The sequence below is a fragment of the Desulfitobacterium sp. PCE1 genome (genome assembly GCF_000384015.1).
In the GTDB taxonomy this organism is placed as follows: domain Bacteria; phylum Bacillota; class Desulfitobacteriia; order Desulfitobacteriales; family Desulfitobacteriaceae; genus Desulfitobacterium; species Desulfitobacterium dehalogenans.
Genome location: NZ_KB913023.1, coordinates 19,277 through 33,278 on the forward strand (window position 1 = coordinate 19,277; position 14,002 = coordinate 33,278).

General features: G+C 43.1%; 15 protein-coding genes, 1 tRNA gene and 1 other RNA gene. 16 read left to right on the top strand and 1 reads right to left on the bottom strand.

Annotated elements, in window-relative coordinates:
• The first annotated feature begins 2 nt into the window (after positions 1-2).
• The 9 genes from DESPCE1_RS0100100 (at position 3) to DESPCE1_RS0100140 (ending at position 8,875) form a co-directional block, all read left to right on the top strand.
• Entirely contained in the window at positions 3-677 is a 675-nt protein-coding gene (locus DESPCE1_RS0100100; protein ID WP_019849092.1) for an ABC transporter ATP-binding protein, read from the top strand.
• Positions 664-1,797 carry a YncE family protein gene (locus DESPCE1_RS0100105; RefSeq protein WP_019849093.1) on the top strand — a complete coding sequence of 378 codons (1,134 nt, stop codon included), beginning with the start codon at positions 664-666 and terminating at the stop codon, positions 1,795-1,797. Before DESPCE1_RS0100100 ends, DESPCE1_RS0100105 begins: the two co-directional genes overlap by 14 nt.
• A 68-nt stretch (positions 1,798-1,865) precedes the next feature.
• Entirely contained in the window at positions 1,866-4,208 is a 2,343-nt protein-coding gene (locus DESPCE1_RS0100110; protein ID WP_019849094.1) for a molybdopterin-dependent oxidoreductase, read from the top strand.
• Positions 4,209-4,211: 3 nt separating this feature from the next.
• Positions 4,212-4,757 (top strand): 4Fe-4S dicluster domain-containing protein, encoded by a 546-nt coding sequence (locus DESPCE1_RS0100115; protein WP_014792024.1) that lies wholly within the window; start codon positions 4,212-4,214, stop codon positions 4,755-4,757.
• Between the two features lie 15 nt (positions 4,758-4,772).
• Complete coding sequence (locus tag DESPCE1_RS0100120; RefSeq protein ID WP_019849095.1) at positions 4,773-5,624, top strand: DmsC/YnfH family molybdoenzyme membrane anchor subunit; 852 nt, start codon at positions 4,773-4,775, stop codon at positions 5,622-5,624.
• A gap of 133 nt (positions 5,625-5,757) precedes the next feature.
• A complete protein-coding gene (locus DESPCE1_RS0100125) occupies positions 5,758-6,600 on the top strand; it encodes an FMN-binding protein (RefSeq protein ID WP_019849096.1) in 843 nt (280 codons plus the stop codon).
• A gap of 266 nt (positions 6,601-6,866) precedes the next feature.
• On the top strand, positions 6,867-7,073 hold the full coding sequence (locus tag DESPCE1_RS0100130; protein WP_019849097.1) for a helix-turn-helix transcriptional regulator: 207 nt from the start codon (positions 6,867-6,869) through the stop codon (positions 7,071-7,073).
• Complete coding sequence (locus DESPCE1_RS0100135) at positions 7,070-7,534, top strand: hypothetical protein (protein WP_014792028.1); 465 nt, start codon at positions 7,070-7,072, stop codon at positions 7,532-7,534. Before DESPCE1_RS0100130 ends, DESPCE1_RS0100135 begins: the two co-directional genes overlap by 4 nt.
• Before the next feature lie 3 nt (positions 7,535-7,537).
• A complete protein-coding gene (locus tag DESPCE1_RS0100140; protein ID WP_019849098.1) occupies positions 7,538-8,875 on the top strand; it encodes a B12-binding domain-containing radical SAM protein in 1,338 nt (445 codons plus the stop codon).
• Between the two features lie 45 nt (positions 8,876-8,920).
• On the opposite strand, the gene DESPCE1_RS0100145 is transcribed toward DESPCE1_RS0100140, so the two are convergent.
• Complete coding sequence (locus DESPCE1_RS0100145) at positions 8,921-9,682, bottom strand: N-acetyltransferase (protein ID WP_019849099.1); 762 nt, start codon at positions 9,680-9,682, stop codon at positions 8,921-8,923.
• 156 nt (positions 9,683-9,838) lie between these two features.
• Here DESPCE1_RS0100145 and DESPCE1_RS0100150 point away from each other — a divergent pair, with 156 nt between their 5' ends.
• The 7 genes from DESPCE1_RS0100150 (at position 9,839) to DESPCE1_RS0100175 (ending at position 13,594) form a co-directional block, all read left to right on the top strand.
• Positions 9,839-10,009, top strand: coding sequence for an aspartyl-phosphate phosphatase Spo0E family protein (locus tag DESPCE1_RS0100150; protein ID WP_014792031.1), 171 nt, complete (start codon positions 9,839-9,841; stop codon positions 10,007-10,009).
• A gap of 121 nt (positions 10,010-10,130) precedes the next feature.
• A tRNA-Ser gene (locus tag DESPCE1_RS0100155) sits at positions 10,131-10,224 on the top strand.
• A gap of 73 nt (positions 10,225-10,297) precedes the next feature.
• An RNA gene (gene ffs / locus DESPCE1_RS22170) (signal recognition particle sRNA large type) lies at positions 10,298-10,560 on the top strand.
• Between the two features lie 60 nt (positions 10,561-10,620).
• A complete protein-coding gene (dnaX, locus tag DESPCE1_RS0100160; RefSeq protein ID WP_019849100.1) occupies positions 10,621-12,291 on the top strand; it encodes a DNA polymerase III subunit gamma/tau in 1,671 nt (556 codons plus the stop codon).
• A 19-nt stretch (positions 12,292-12,310) separates the two neighbouring features.
• Positions 12,311-12,643, top strand: coding sequence for a YbaB/EbfC family nucleoid-associated protein (locus tag DESPCE1_RS0100165; RefSeq protein WP_014792033.1), 333 nt, complete (start codon positions 12,311-12,313; stop codon positions 12,641-12,643).
• A 10-nt stretch (positions 12,644-12,653) separates the two neighbouring features.
• Entirely contained in the window at positions 12,654-13,250 is a 597-nt protein-coding gene (gene recR / locus DESPCE1_RS0100170) for a recombination mediator RecR (protein ID WP_014792034.1), read from the top strand.
• Between the two features lie 89 nt (positions 13,251-13,339).
• Positions 13,340-13,594 (top strand): pro-sigmaK processing inhibitor BofA family protein, encoded by a 255-nt coding sequence (locus DESPCE1_RS0100175; RefSeq protein ID WP_014792035.1) that lies wholly within the window; start codon positions 13,340-13,342, stop codon positions 13,592-13,594.
• Positions 13,595-14,002: the final 408 nt, after the last annotated feature.

Sequence of the window (14,002 nt, forward strand, 5' to 3'; positions counted from 1 at the left end):
ATATGAGCCTTTGCAGACTTGAAAAGGTCAGTAAATCCTACAAAATGGGTGAAGTGGTTTGCCCACTCAATGAAGTCTCACTGACGGTTGAAAAGGGTGATTTCCTAGCCATCGAAGGCCCTTCCGGTACAGGCAAAAGCACTTTGTTGTACATCATGTGTGGCTTATTGATGCCTACAGGGGGAGAAGTTTTATTAAAGGATCATCATCTTAGAAGCTTGTCAGATGCCAAAGTGACTGAGCTGCGAAGAGACCTTGTAGGATTTGTGTTCCAGGAAACTAATCTTTTTCAAGCCTTAACAGTGGAAGGCAATTTACGGTTTGTCCAAAGTGTAGGTAAGGATAGAAAACCAGATGAAGCAAAAATTTCTCGCTATTTAGAAGAATTAGGACTGAGTTCAAGGCGAAATTTTCTACCTAACCAACTAAGTGTCGGACAGCGTCGAAGACTGATTGTGGCCAGGGCATTAATCAACGACCCCCAGCTTGTCCTGGCCGATGAGCCGACGAATGACTTGGATGAGATGTGGGCAGGGAAGATTATGTCTCTTTTGGCTGGGGTCGTAGAACGTGGTGGTGCTGTGGTTATGGTTACTCATAATTCCCACTGGGCAGAAAAAGCTAATAAACGCTATCTTATGCAAGAAGGAAGGCTTGTGAAGCATGATCAAGCATAACAAAATAATCCTATTATTGCTTTTAGTAATTTCACTAGCATTGACTGCCTGTGCCCAACCAGTAAGTAAGACAGAACCGGTTCAGAGAGAAAAGATTGCCCAAGCTCCCGCCAAGGATCCTGCTGATGAGCAAAGGGAGATGCCTAAGGAAGCGCTCTATGTCTGCCGATACACAACAAACCAGGTAGCAGTAATAGACTTAGCAACCGGTGAAACAGTCAAGGAAATTCCCGTTGGGGCTAAGCCCATGGCTTTTTTAAAGTCGCCGGATGAAAAATATATTTACGTAGCCAATAGCGGCTCCGGTGATGTCTATAGGATAAACACTTCAACTGGAGAGATAGAAGCTAAGATTGCTATTGGTAATCAACCGGTGGCAATGGCGATTAACTCAACCGGCGAAGTCCTCTATGCCCTTGATTATTACTTAAACAGAGTAAGTATTGTTGATTTAAGTATTCGTTCAATGATAGGCTTTTACCCTTTAAATACTTTTGGGTTCGAAGAAAGGATCGAGCCACCAGATTGTTGCAATGATATATTCGGAGAGCCACTGGGTGCCGGACGCAAGCCCTCAGCTATAGTGCTGGATGAGGCAAAAGGAAAGATTTATGTTGGGAATATGGGTACCTGGGATATCGCAGTTATTGACCTTCAAGAGGAAAAAGAAGTCGCAACCTTTGACGCTACTTTTGGAATTAATGAGATGATTCTTAGCGGCACGGATAACAAATTATATGTTTCTGCCGCCGGTAATGAAATAGATATCAATGATTTTATCTTAAGCATGGAATTGAAAGGGGGTGGTAATGTAGACAAGCTTAAAGTCGGTGGGAAGCCGGTTAGTATTACCTCTTCTGCAGATGACACCGTTTTATATGTGGTTACGGAAGAAGAAGCAAAATGTGTTGGGCTAGACACTGAGTCGGGTCGGGTTATCGATAATTGCCCATTAAGCGGTCAGCCCGGGGATATAGTTCTTTCGAAAGATGGAAGAAAGGCTTATATTGCTAATTTGCTGGAGGGCACCGTTTTTGTAGTAGACACCAGTAACTATACAATTTTGGATACTATTCAGGCCGGTGTGACACCGAAAGCTCTTGTCTATGTCAATCATTAGCACGCTTTTATGTCCAATAATTTTGTCCTAGTAACACAGTAAAAGAAATTAAGGAAAGGGGAATGGTCATGACAACTGAGAATAAAAGAAAAGAAGCCACAAAAATCTCAAGACGTACCTTTATCAAAGGTTCCGGTGCTGCGGCAGCTGCAGTTACTCTTGGTAGTGCGGGAATAGTTGGTACTTGGGCTGATGTCGCAGAAGGAGCTCCGGTAGATCTAACAAATGCTAAAACATTCACTTCCAGCTGTACCATGGAGTGCCTGCACCATAACTTAAAAGGTTATGTAGTAGACGGAAAACTAGTGAAAGTGGAGGCTAATACAGATGATCCTACAAAAGCCTGCTTGAGAGGTTTGAGCCGGGTGCAATGGGTCAATCATCCCGACAGAATCAAAATGCCAATGCTGAGAACCGGTGAAAAAGGTGAGGGCAAATGGAAAGAAATTAGTTGGGACGAAGCCACCGATCTAATCGTAACCAAGATTAAAGAAACTCAAAAGGAACTGGGTAACCAAGGGATAGCCTATAAGGGTGGGTCCGGTAACTTTGGTCAATTAGTCAATCCACTATCAGGTGCGTTTTTTAATTACCTTGGGGGATCTACTCCATTTGTCGGATCTTTATGTTGCCAAGTAGTAACGACGACCATGCCACCCATGCTTGGTTCCCGTTACGAAGATACCAGAGATACCATTCAAGATAGCAAATACATCCTGGTTTGGGGAACAAACCCGGCAGTAACCATGCAATCATACATGTATAGATATATGGACGCTATGAGTAATGGTGCCAGAATGGTTACGATTGATCCGCGCTTTAGTGAGACAGCAGCTAAATCCGACGAGTGGATACCGATTTTGCCGGGTACCGATGCAGCACTCGGTCTAGGTATGTTAAAGATTATTATCGAAGAGAAGTTATATGATCTTGATTTCTTACAGAATCATAGTAGTGTTCATTTCTTGGTAGATAAGGCTACCGGAGATCAGGCTAAAGCAGATGATAACGAAACAAGTTATCTGGTATATGATGAAATTAGCAAAAGCATAGTGGCCCATGATGCAAAAGGAATTTCTCCGGCTCTCAGCGTGGCAAACACCGAAATTTCGGAAAAATATACCACAGTATTTGACCTGATCTATGAAGAGACGAAGATCTGGACCCCAGAAAAGGTTCAAGAAGAGACAGACGTTCCGGCTGAAACCGTGATTCGCCTTGCACATGAATATGCAACCATCAAACCTGCCATGATGATCACCAACATGGGTGGTTTCCAACGTACCGAATACGGATCCTATGCAGTAGGCATTCAATTCTACCTTTCAGTTTTCACGGGTAACTGGGGTAAACCAGGCAATGGTGTTTGTGATGCGGGCGGGGTACAAACTAATCTTAAGATTAATGCTCCCATCAAATCCCCAAAACCTCAAGGCGAGTTCGGATCGATTCCATCACCAAAACTTGGTGAGTATCTTTTAGCCGACAAGCCCAATAAGATCGGCTTCCTCTGGGTAATGACGACAAGCTTAATGACCCAGTTCCCCAATACCAATGCCGTAAAAGCAGCCTTAAAGAAGATTCCTTTCGTGGTAGTCGTGGATAGCTTGATGACTCCTACGGCTTTATATGCGGACCTGATATTGCCCAACACCACTGTATTTGAGTATACAGATTTGTTAGCCAATAACCGCAGCCATTATGTCCAGCTTATGGAAAAGGCGGTTAAACCACCGGGTGAAGCAAAATCCGATTTGGAGATCTTTACTATGTTAGCTAAAAAGTTGGGTTTCGGTGAAGCCTTTGATAAAACTCCGGAAGAGTTGATCGAAGTATGTCTTGAAGGCACAGGCATTACCCTAGAACAGTTGAAGCAAGGGCCAGTGCTGGGGACCCCTGATCCATATATACCCTACAAAGACGGTATATTTAAAACACCGACCCAAAAAGCTGAATTATATATGCCAATGTGGAAGTCAAAAGGCTTTAATCCAGTTGTTACCTACATCAGACCCAACGAATTTATCCACGGGGATAAAGAGTTGGCTGCCAAGTACCCACTGATGGCTGTACAAAGAAAAATCAATCGTACTATTCACTCTACCTTTGGTAACTTACCCTGGATTTTGGAAACCTGCGGTGATAAACCACATGTGCTTATTCATTCGGAAGATGCTGCAGCTCGCGGTATTAATGATGGAGATCGGGTAGTAGCCTTTAATGACCGTGGCGAACACAAATGTGTTGCTATTGTTAAAGACCACATTAAGAAAGGCATCGTAGCTTTGGAAAACGGGTGGTGGGAACAACACGGCGGCAGCAGCAGCTATGTAACAAGTGACTTTGTCGAACCACTTGGTGGTGGCCACAGTTGTAACAATACCTTAGTAGAAATTAGGAAGGAGGCGTAACCCATGGCTAAACAAGTTGGCTTCTATATTAATATGGCAAACTGTTACGGATGCCAAACCTGCATGGTAGCATGTAAATCTGAGCAAAAAACTGCTCCCGGTGTTCAATGGCGTAAAGTCCGTAAATTCGATACCGAAAATCCTGCCTCCCATGCAACTATTTCAATGGGATGCAACCATTGTAAGAACCCGCAGTGTTTGCTTAACTGTCCGGCCGGTGCTTATACCAGATTAGATAATGGCATAGTTTACCAAGATCATAGCAAATGTATCGGCTGTAGGATGTGTGTCATGGCTTGTCCCTATGGTGTCCCTCAGTATGACCCGGAAGAGGGTAAAACCAGTAAATGCAGTTATTGTAAAGAACGTATTGAACAAGGCTTAGAGCCTCGCTGTGTAGAAGCTTGCCCCGGGGGTAACCTGGTTGCCGGCGATATTGAAGAATTAAAGGCTAAATATTCCGGAGTTCAAGAACTACCCATAACACCTTCTGCAAGCATCACAAATCCGGCTATTATCATCAATCCTGCGAAAGCATTTAAAAAATAGAGAGGAGGGCTTTAAATGGGCACATGGGAATTCCCATTAGTATTATTCACTGTTCTTGGTCAATGGGCTATCGGCTTAGCCCTAACTATCACACTAGTAGAATATATGTTTTCCTCAGATTTAGATGAAGCTTCCTTGAAAAAATTAAGGGTGGGCGGTATCTCTGTTTTACCATTAGTAGGTCTAGGTATAATCTTTTCCGTATTCCACTTAGGCCAGCCCCTTAGTGCTATTAAAGCTATTAGCAATCTTGGAGTTTCCAAATTAAGTATGGAGATTCTGGCCTTCGTGATTGTAGGAGTTTTGGCTCTTATCTACAGCTATATGTGGTGGAAAACACCGGCTAGTTCTTCCAAAAAAATAGTGGGTCTACTTCTTAGTGGTGTTGGTTTAATAGCAATAGTAATTTCCAGCAAAGTCTATGCCTTACCTGCTAGATTAGCATGGAATTCTTGGCAAACTACAGCAGCCTTTGTTCTTACAGCTTTACTCTTAGGATCTGTATCTGTAGCTTTCCTTCTAAGTAAGATTGAAGGGGAAGCCGGTCAGAAAGTTAGAAGAACACTGGGTATCTTCGTTATAGCTGCTGTTGTACTTGTGGGTTTGGTACTGGGGTCCTTCGCTCAAACCTATGGTGCATCGGCTGAACAATCTGCCGCAGTTGCAGCAACCTTTGCTTCATTTTTCTTCGCTGTGCGCTTAATGATCGGTATTCTACTTCCCATGGTATTTGCAGGAGTATTTATCGCTAACCAAAAATCCAGCAGTACATTTGCTGCTTTAACCCTGGTTGGAGTGGTTCTCGGGGAGGTAACAGGACGTATTCTATTTTATTCTTCAGTAATGGGACAATATCCCTGGTTCTAAAAATTTAAACTAATAATCACTCTAAAAAAATAATAACCAACAACTTTGAAGTAAAAGGCTTTCTTGGTTGTTGGTTATTATTAATTTTTTTGCCCTTTGAATGATTAAAAAAATAATTCTCGGGAGTATAGCTATGATAGGTTTTATTCTGGATTATGTATTTGGTTGGTTAGCAGTTCTAATTGGAATTTTTTTGATCTCGAAGTATTTATTCCGAAAACTAATACCCAAAGTTCAAGGGGAAAAGCGTTCCCGGTTGGTTGAAATTAATAGATATCTAAAGACCCCTCATATAGTCTTAGGCTTTGTCCTTATTGTCATAAGCTTAATTCATGGGGCACATTCTTCTGATCCGGTGCTAAGTGTGAATATCGGCACCTTAAACTGGTTAGTGACGATTGCCTTAGGCATCAGTTGGGTTTGTAAGAACTTAAAAACTAAATGGCTACCTATACATCAAGCTTTAACAATTCTTTTTGTAGTAACCCTCGTTTGGCATATTGTTGATGTCGGAGGTATTAATATTTTTCGAATACTATCCGAAATGAATAGTGATGTTACCTATGAAGCAATGGTAGAAGAGCAGCAAAAGGAAGACAACACCAGTAATAATACAAGTTCTAATCCCGCCCCTAACCAAGCTGATTTACCCTATTATTTTTCTTTTAAAGGGCTAGAGCTGGCCAATGGAACCTATATAACTGAAAGTACCGGTTATAGTCCCGGGTTGAAATTAGAGGTCACCATTGAGGATAATTTCGTCAAGAAGATCAAGATTCTGCAGCATTTTGAGGTGGATTCCAAATACTACAAAGAGGCCATGCTTGTAATTCCGGCTGCAATTTTAAAGCAACAAACTTTAGAGGTTGATGCGATTACCGGTTCGAGCATGACCTCCATAGGCATTATTAAGGGAGTCAGAAAAGCGGTATTGGATTCAATAGAAAAATATAATGAGGAACAAATCGGCGATTAAGCTTTTTTAATAGCACTGCCTACAAGGAGGGGGTTTTTAACGTGTTCCCCCTCTTTTGTAGTGTAAAATGCCCGGTTCCAGAACCGAAGTCTCCGATCTCTCCCGCGACGGCCAAGGACTGGAGGGGAATAAAAGATGTACCCTTTGGAGCATTTTCCTAGCTTAAGCACTTTTTTATCTATGGTGTAAGGTTAACTTGACACCATACCGCCGATCTGCTATTTTTAATGTAAGGTGTACCTGACATCATAGCAGGGGGTAATGCCGTGCAAAATAATGTAAAGCGTCTCCGGGAAGAGCGTGGACTAACTCAAAAAGAGCTGGGTGAGCATGTGGGAGTTTCACGACAGGCCATCAATGCCATAGAAACAGGCAAATTTGATCCATCCATTTGGCTGGCGTATGATCTGGCGCAATTCTTTAGTGTAACCATTGAGGCGCTGTTTCTGTTCAAAGAGGAGGATAGGAAATGAAGCATTTTCTCAAAAACCCGGCAGTCAATGCGATAGGATTAAGCCTATTTACCGCCTTCTACGGGTTAATCTTTATTGTTACTTCCGGACATCTTGAATTTGAAAATCTCTTATACTACAATCGGGCAACGGCCATTCATCCCTTTTGGACCGGCTGGAGCAATTTTCTGGCTTCCGGACATCACGCATACATTGCTTATGCCTTAATAGGGATAACCGTACTGGTTGTACTTATGCTGATCTTTCGCCGTCATCACTATGATGAGTACCACACAGCCTACCTTATCCAGTGCCTTGCAGTAGCTGCCATCCTTACACTTGCCGCCATTGCCGGATTTTATCTGATGATATTGAGTGAGCCTAACGGCATTGTTGAAAAGTTTACTCTGTTCATCGTCATACACTGGACAACGGTAGTGCTGGCAGACCTGGTTTATGTGCTGGTATGCAGATGGAGATAGGATATGAGAATCGTACTGATTCAACCTAAAATGAATAAAAGGCCTATGGATACTGATTTGAAGACTCGTATGGCTCCTCCTTTGTCACTGCTTACGCTGATGAGTCTTACACCTGAGGGTCATGAAGTGATCATGGTTAATGAAAATGTGGAGAAAATAGATTATCACTGCGGTGCGGAGATGGTCGGCATCACCATAACTTTGGATGTCATGCCCAGAGCAGCAGAGATTGCGAAAAAATTCCGCCGACTGGGAATACCTGTGGTGGCAGGCGGAATTCACGTTACGAGCAGTCCGGATGAGTGCAGCGGATATTTCGACGCTGTTTGTATCGGCGCTGCCGAGCGGGTATGGGCATCTATGATAGAAGATGCTGCACGGGGCAGGCTTCAGCAGGTTTATCATGACATGGCGGATTTTCGGGGAGATGAGATTGTCCCTCCGGCCTACAACAGAATCGATAAAAGCCGCTACCTCTATACAAACGTTATCACCACAAGCCGCGGCTGTCCCAACCGATGTGACTTCTGCTATAACAGCTGCCAAAACAGGATGTATATCCGTCGCCCTGTCGAGGATGTGCTCAGGGATATCGAATTCCTGGGAACCCGGCATATCCTTTTTATTGATGATAATTTTATCGGTGTGCCTTCCTACACTCGTGAATTACTTAATAAGCTGCGGGGAATGGACCTTAAATGGAGTGCGGCTGTGACCACTAAAATAGCCGACCATCCCGATTTGCTGGATCTAATGGCTGAGACGGGTTGCCAAAGTCTTTTTATCGGCTTTGAATCAATCAATAACTCGTCTTTGCATGGGGTAAATAAGGACAATCACTTTGAGAAATATGAAAAGCTTGCCGCAGAAATTCACAGCCGAGGCATTATGATCAATGCCAGCATGGTATTCGGCCTGGACGGGGATGAACCGGATGTTTTTCAGAGAACACTGGATTGGCTGGTAAAGAATAAGATCGAAACCCTGACTTCCCATATTCTCACTCCATACCCCGGCACAGAGCTATATCGCCGAATGAAAGATGAAGGACGAATAACTGATCATGAGCTGTCAAAGTACAATACGGCTCATGTAGTATTTCAACCTAAAGGCATGACAGCGGAGGAATTGTACGAGGGTTACCTTTGGATATACCGGGAGTTTTACTCCTTTCCCAATATATTGCGCCGTATGCCGGAGCATAGAGCACAACGAAAATCTTATCTCTTATTTAATATTTTTTACCGCAAATTAGGCCGGTTCACATCGGCACTGGCGCGGATCGTCCCTATGGGGGCGGTAGGGCGGCTAGCGGCAAGAATCTCCTATAGGGTAAAATGACATGATAGGTCCAGCGGAGAGATAAAGATATCTGATACCCTGAACTCAGCAAATTTTCATTTTGATTAAAAGCTTGTCGAAGCTCTTTTCGGAAAGTATCTCGTTGGTAATAAATTTGCCGTTATAAAAAAGGGCATAGGTGGTAAATGGATTGGGTGCCTTTTGTCCCTGTTCCGTTGTATCAAGTTTAATGGCTTGAACAGCAAACCCTTTTGATGTTAGATGATTTATAAGGATCGGGACATATTTTTCAGTATGGGGACATTGGTTTGTATAATAGATAACCCAGCCTTTATGATCAATAAGGTCGTTTTTCACACACTCTTTGAATTGGGGAATGTTTGCTTGGGCACTGAAGGGAAGATAGAGCAGTTCATAATAAGGAACCGCTTTATCTGCTATTTTAAAGCCTTTGTATTTCAGATACTTGGGATCAGAGAGAAAGGGCATTTTCTTCTCCGTAGATAAAATAACAATCCCCTCTTTCCCTTTTTCCTTTGAATCATTGATGCAGCGTTCCAGTAATAAATTAGCATATCCCTGACCTTTGTACTGTCCGGAAACCCAGAAGCAATTAATGAACATATAGTTATCGGCCACAATAGGGCACCACGCTTTTTCTGCAGGAATATATTCGATAAAAACTTTTCCACGTACATCTAATTTATCGAAGACCAATCCCTCGGATAAGCGTTTTCTGAGCCAATCTTTTTTTGATGAAACCCCGGATTCTCCTTTTTTATCGGTAATTGCACAGCAAATATGTTCGGAATCCAGATTGTCCAATGTTAATCTTTTAAACTCCATAAATTCCACCTCACTCCCATGGTTAATATTCGTCAGGACTACCCGCTTTCCTTGCTCTTATCGACATTTATTTACCTTATTATGGATTTAATTTCGTTGTTATTTGCATGTGAATCGATTAAAATCTTCTTGAAAGCAATTTCGGGAGGAATTAATGTGGAAAAGAGGTTATTAAAGAAGATTGAGGTGCTTCGTAGAAAATTGTATCGATATGCTACGACACGCAGCTTAGTTGATGATGAGGTCGTAGAGTTAAGTCAAGAGCTGGATCATCTTTTGAATCAATATCAGCGTTTGGATAAGTACAGACAGATGTCTTTTTGGTGATTTTACTGCTTATTCCATTGGCGGAAATATTATTTTATTCGTCTTTTATTGACATGTCTCTAATGTTAGCTTATAATAAGCTTCGTCACCAAATTTCATAGTCTTTTGACAAGACGAACACGGAGAGATGGCTGAGCTGGTCGAAGGCGCTCGCCTGGAAAGCGAGTACATGGGGTTGACCTGTGTCGAGGGTTCGAATCCCTCTCTCTCCGCCATAAGCGCATTTTAGCCAAGTTTGATTCGTTTCGTATTCGACTTTGGCTTTTTATTTTGTTATAATTGATTTGGCCGTGCTAGACGGGGAGGTAGCGGATCCTTGTACTCGCAACCCGCTTTAGCGAGGTGGAACTCCTGCATGAGGGCAGCGTTTGTGGAGCGGCCGGGGCTAATTGTGATGAGGTCTGGGTCTTGCGCAACAGAGCACTTCGAACCGTGTCAGGTCCTGACGGAAGCAGCACTAAGGAGCAAACTCTGTGTGCCGCAAGGTCGCCTAGGCTGAGCAGTGAATCTCGGATTCGTCCGGAAGCGTCTGTTCGAGTAAAGGTGCACGGCCTTAAATATTATCATAAAGGTGGTCTAGTACCATCTTTTTTGCGTAAGGTGGGAGCCCAATGGCTTATTTGGCCTTATACCGCGAATGGAGACCGAAGAATTTTAAAGATATGGTAGGGCAGGAGCATGTCACAAAGACGTTGATGAACGCTCTCGTGCAGAGTAAAGTAGCTCATGCCTACCTTTTAAGTGGACCGAGAGGGACTGGTAAGACCACTACAGCGAAGGTCTTGGCCAAGGCTTTAAATTGTGAGCACCGGGATGGGGTTGAGCCTTGCAATCAATGCCCTTCCTGTCTGAGCATCGATCAAGGAAGCGCGATGGAAGTCTTTGAGATCGATGCAGCTTCCAATCGGGGAATTGATGAAATCCGTGATTTACGGGATAAGGTTCGCTTAAGTGCCGGAGAAAGCAAATATAAGGTTTATATTATTGATGAAGTTCATATGTTGACTACCGAAGCCTTTAACGCCCTTCTCAAGACCCTGGAGGAACCCCCTGAGCGGGTGGTGTTTATTCTGGCTACCACGGAAGTCCATAAAATCCCCTTAACCATTCTTTCCCGGGTTCAACGCTTTGAATTCCATCGGATTTCCTTGGAGCAAATTTACAAACATTTAGATAAAGTATGCCAAACTATAGGTCGGGATGTGGATTCAGAAGCCCTCCAGATTATCGCCCAAAAATCTGAAGGGGGGCTGAGAGATGCTTTGAGCATTTTGGATCAGTGCCTCCTGCTGGATGGGAAGCTGGGAGTGGAGCAGGTCTATCAAGTCCTGGGAATGGTAGGGGAAGAATTCAGCGCCAAACTTGTGGATCACCTCTTGGCTAGAGACTATGCCAAGACCTTAGGTTTTTTAGGGGAAGGCATAAATCAAGGGATGGATCCCAGACAGATTATCCGCGAACTGTTGGATTATCTGCGGCAAGCTTTGCTCTATACTTCAACTCAAGCCTTCCCTCATATTGCGCCCCATCTTAAGGAGCATTTGGCTTTTCAATGCGAAACCATTGGACTCAAAGCCCTATTGCAATGGATAGGAATTCTGCTTCAGGGAGAAAGTCAGTTAAAATATGCTGCTAATGCCCGTTTAGCGGCGGAACTTCTTTTGGTTCAAGTGATTTATGACTCCGGGCCCAGTTATGGCAAGGAATCTCCACAAGTTCTGGAACGATTGCAGGAATTAGAGGAGGAGATCAAGAACCTTTCTTCAGGGAAGAGTCGCAAAGAAAGTAAAGTAGAATCACCCAAGAAGGCCGAGGAGAGAAGTTCCGACCTACCGAGTCATAAAAAGCATGTTGAGTCTCCAGTCCAGGATAAACCTGTAAGTACCCAGGAAGGCAAAGATAGTTCTTCCCTGTCCTTTCAGGATGTCCAAGGGCATTGGGGAGAGGTTTTAGAGCAAGTAAGAAAACGCAAAAAATCCACCCATGCTTTTTTGATGGAAGGTAAGCCTGTTGAATTGGATGGAGATACTTTGGTTATCGTATTTAAAGAAGGTTTTTCTTTCCATCGCGATAAGGTCAATCAGAAGGAAAACAGGGAAACAATCGAAGAGGTTCTCGGGAGTCTATTTGGCAAAGCCTATACTTTACAAAGTCTGTTGGAAAATGAATATGTAAAAGGCAACAAGGATTCAGATCAAGCTGAGAAATCAAAGGAGAATCCGATGGTCAAAAAAGCAGCTGATTTATTTGGATCGGATTTATTGATTGTTCAAGAAGAATAGTATAAGGAGTGTAGTTGAAATGGCATTTAAAGGCGGCGGTATGGGGAATATGAGCAATATGCTTAAACAAGCTCAGAAGCTCCAGGAAGAAATGGCGAGAGCTCAAGAGGAGCTTAAGACTCGCACAGTTGAGGCATCTGTAGGCGGGGGCGCCGTTCAGGTTGTGGTCAATGGGAAAAATGAACTGGTAGAGCTGAAGATTAAACCGGAAGCTGTAGACCCTGATGATGTGGAGATGCTGGAGGATTTGGTCAAAGCCGCAGTCAACGAGGGCTTGCGTAAGGTGGAAGAGCTTGTATCCTCAGAAATGGGCAAATTAACCAATGGTTTGAAAATTCCCGGTCTCTTCTAAGTGAGGAACTATGGATTTTTTAAATTATCCTGAACCCCTTGCTGATTTGATTGCGGGTTTATCCCGCTTACCTGGGATTGGACCCAAAACGGCAGGCCGCTTAGCTTTTTATCTTCTGCAGCAACCCCAAGTGGCCGAGAATTTAGCAGAAACCATTATCAAGGCTCAGCAAGAAATCAAGCAGTGCTCTCTATGCTGCAACTATACGGATCATGACCCTTGCTCTATTTGTACCGGGGAGAAAAGGGATGCTTCCCTTCTCTGCATTGTGGAGCAGCCCCGGGATGTGGTTTCTTTAGAGAAAACAAGAGAATTTAAAGGGCTTTATCATGTCTTGCATGGCGTTATATCCCCTTTGGAAGGGATCGGGCCGGAGCAGCTCACGATTCCTAAGCTCTTAGGGCGGTTGGAAGGAATCAAGGAAGTCGTCATGGCCATGAACCCAACGGTAGAAGGAGAAGCTACCGCTATGTACTTATCCAAGCTGCTTAAGCCTTTAGGAATTAAGGTGACGCGTATCGCCCATGGTTTACCGGTGGGCGGAGATCTGGAGTATGCCGATGAAATTACCATTGCTCGTGCTTTAGAAGGCCGTCGCCAGATATAAAGAGTGGTTCTCCAAAAATTAAGGTCAATAGTTCTTCTTTATCCATTTTCTGCATAATGTGGACTAGTAGTGGTAAAGGAGGACTCGTTATGACCTTAATTTTTTTGGCATTATTCATTCTATTGATCGCTTTAGTGGTTAAGAGCAGCTTAGGTCAACCTAATAAGTTCTTAAAGGCTGGGATTCATATCCTGGGGGGAATCGTAGGCTTATGGATCTTTGATTTAGTTTTGAGCGTAGTAGGATTCGGTATTCCCATTAATGTATTTACCATAACTTTGGTCGGCCTTTTGGGATTCCCGGGAGTCGTGGCTTTAGTGGGCCTACAGGTCTTAGGCATTTAAAAAGCTGGGGATTCTATTTTTTTTCTACTATATTTAGAAATTATCCAAATTTTAGAGAAGATCTGGTTTTTAAATGTGATTCGTTTCATTTATTACGAGTTTTTTACAGAATTATGGCTCTAGCTCCATTTTACGTCTTGACGGATTTATCCGGCTGAGAGTATACTGATACTGACTGCAGGGGACGTTTCGGTCTAGGTACCGAAATAGTTCCCTCAATGCATTTTTATAGAATTTTTGCGAAAATTTAATCATTTAGATCCCGAAATTTTAAAAATTCTAAATAGCACTTGATTGATACTTGCTATTTTATTAATAGTAATTTTTATATGTCTAATATAAGAATAATCCTTTTTTTCTTATATTTATTCATTCTTTTTGTATGGGCAAGGTTTGGGTGAAAAAAGA

Excerpts from the sequence above, each read along its gene's own strand:
- DESPCE1_RS0100140 (WP_019849098.1), top strand. The coding sequence starts at position 7,538 with ATGAGAATCGTACTGATTCAACCTAAAATGAATAAAAGGCCTATGGAT.
- DESPCE1_RS0100105 (WP_019849093.1), top strand. The coding sequence starts at position 664 with ATGATCAAGCATAACAAAATAATCCTATTATTGCTTTTAGTAATTTCA.
- DESPCE1_RS0100110 (WP_019849094.1), top strand. The coding sequence starts at position 1,866 with ATGACAACTGAGAATAAAAGAAAAGAAGCCACAAAAATCTCAAGACGT.
- DESPCE1_RS0100165 (WP_014792033.1), top strand. The coding sequence starts at position 12,311 with ATGGCATTTAAAGGCGGCGGTATGGGGAATATGAGCAATATGCTTAAA.
- recR (WP_014792034.1), top strand. The coding sequence starts at position 12,654 with ATGGATTTTTTAAATTATCCTGAACCCCTTGCTGATTTGATTGCGGGT.
- DESPCE1_RS0100120 (WP_019849095.1), top strand. The coding sequence starts at position 4,773 with ATGGGCACATGGGAATTCCCATTAGTATTATTCACTGTTCTTGGTCAA.
- DESPCE1_RS0100175 (WP_014792035.1), top strand. The coding sequence starts at position 13,340 with ATGACCTTAATTTTTTTGGCATTATTCATTCTATTGATCGCTTTAGTG.
- dnaX (WP_019849100.1), top strand. The coding sequence starts at position 10,621 with ATGGCTTATTTGGCCTTATACCGCGAATGGAGACCGAAGAATTTTAAA.
- DESPCE1_RS0100100 (WP_019849092.1), top strand. The coding sequence starts at position 3 with ATGAGCCTTTGCAGACTTGAAAAGGTCAGTAAATCCTACAAAATGGGT.
- DESPCE1_RS0100115 (WP_014792024.1), top strand. The coding sequence starts at position 4,212 with ATGGCTAAACAAGTTGGCTTCTATATTAATATGGCAAACTGTTACGGA.
- DESPCE1_RS0100125 (WP_019849096.1), top strand. The coding sequence starts at position 5,758 with ATGATAGGTTTTATTCTGGATTATGTATTTGGTTGGTTAGCAGTTCTA.
- DESPCE1_RS0100135 (WP_014792028.1), top strand. The coding sequence starts at position 7,070 with ATGAAGCATTTTCTCAAAAACCCGGCAGTCAATGCGATAGGATTAAGC.
- DESPCE1_RS0100145 (WP_019849099.1), bottom strand. The coding sequence starts at position 9,682 with ATGGAGTTTAAAAGATTAACATTGGACAATCTGGATTCCGAACATATT.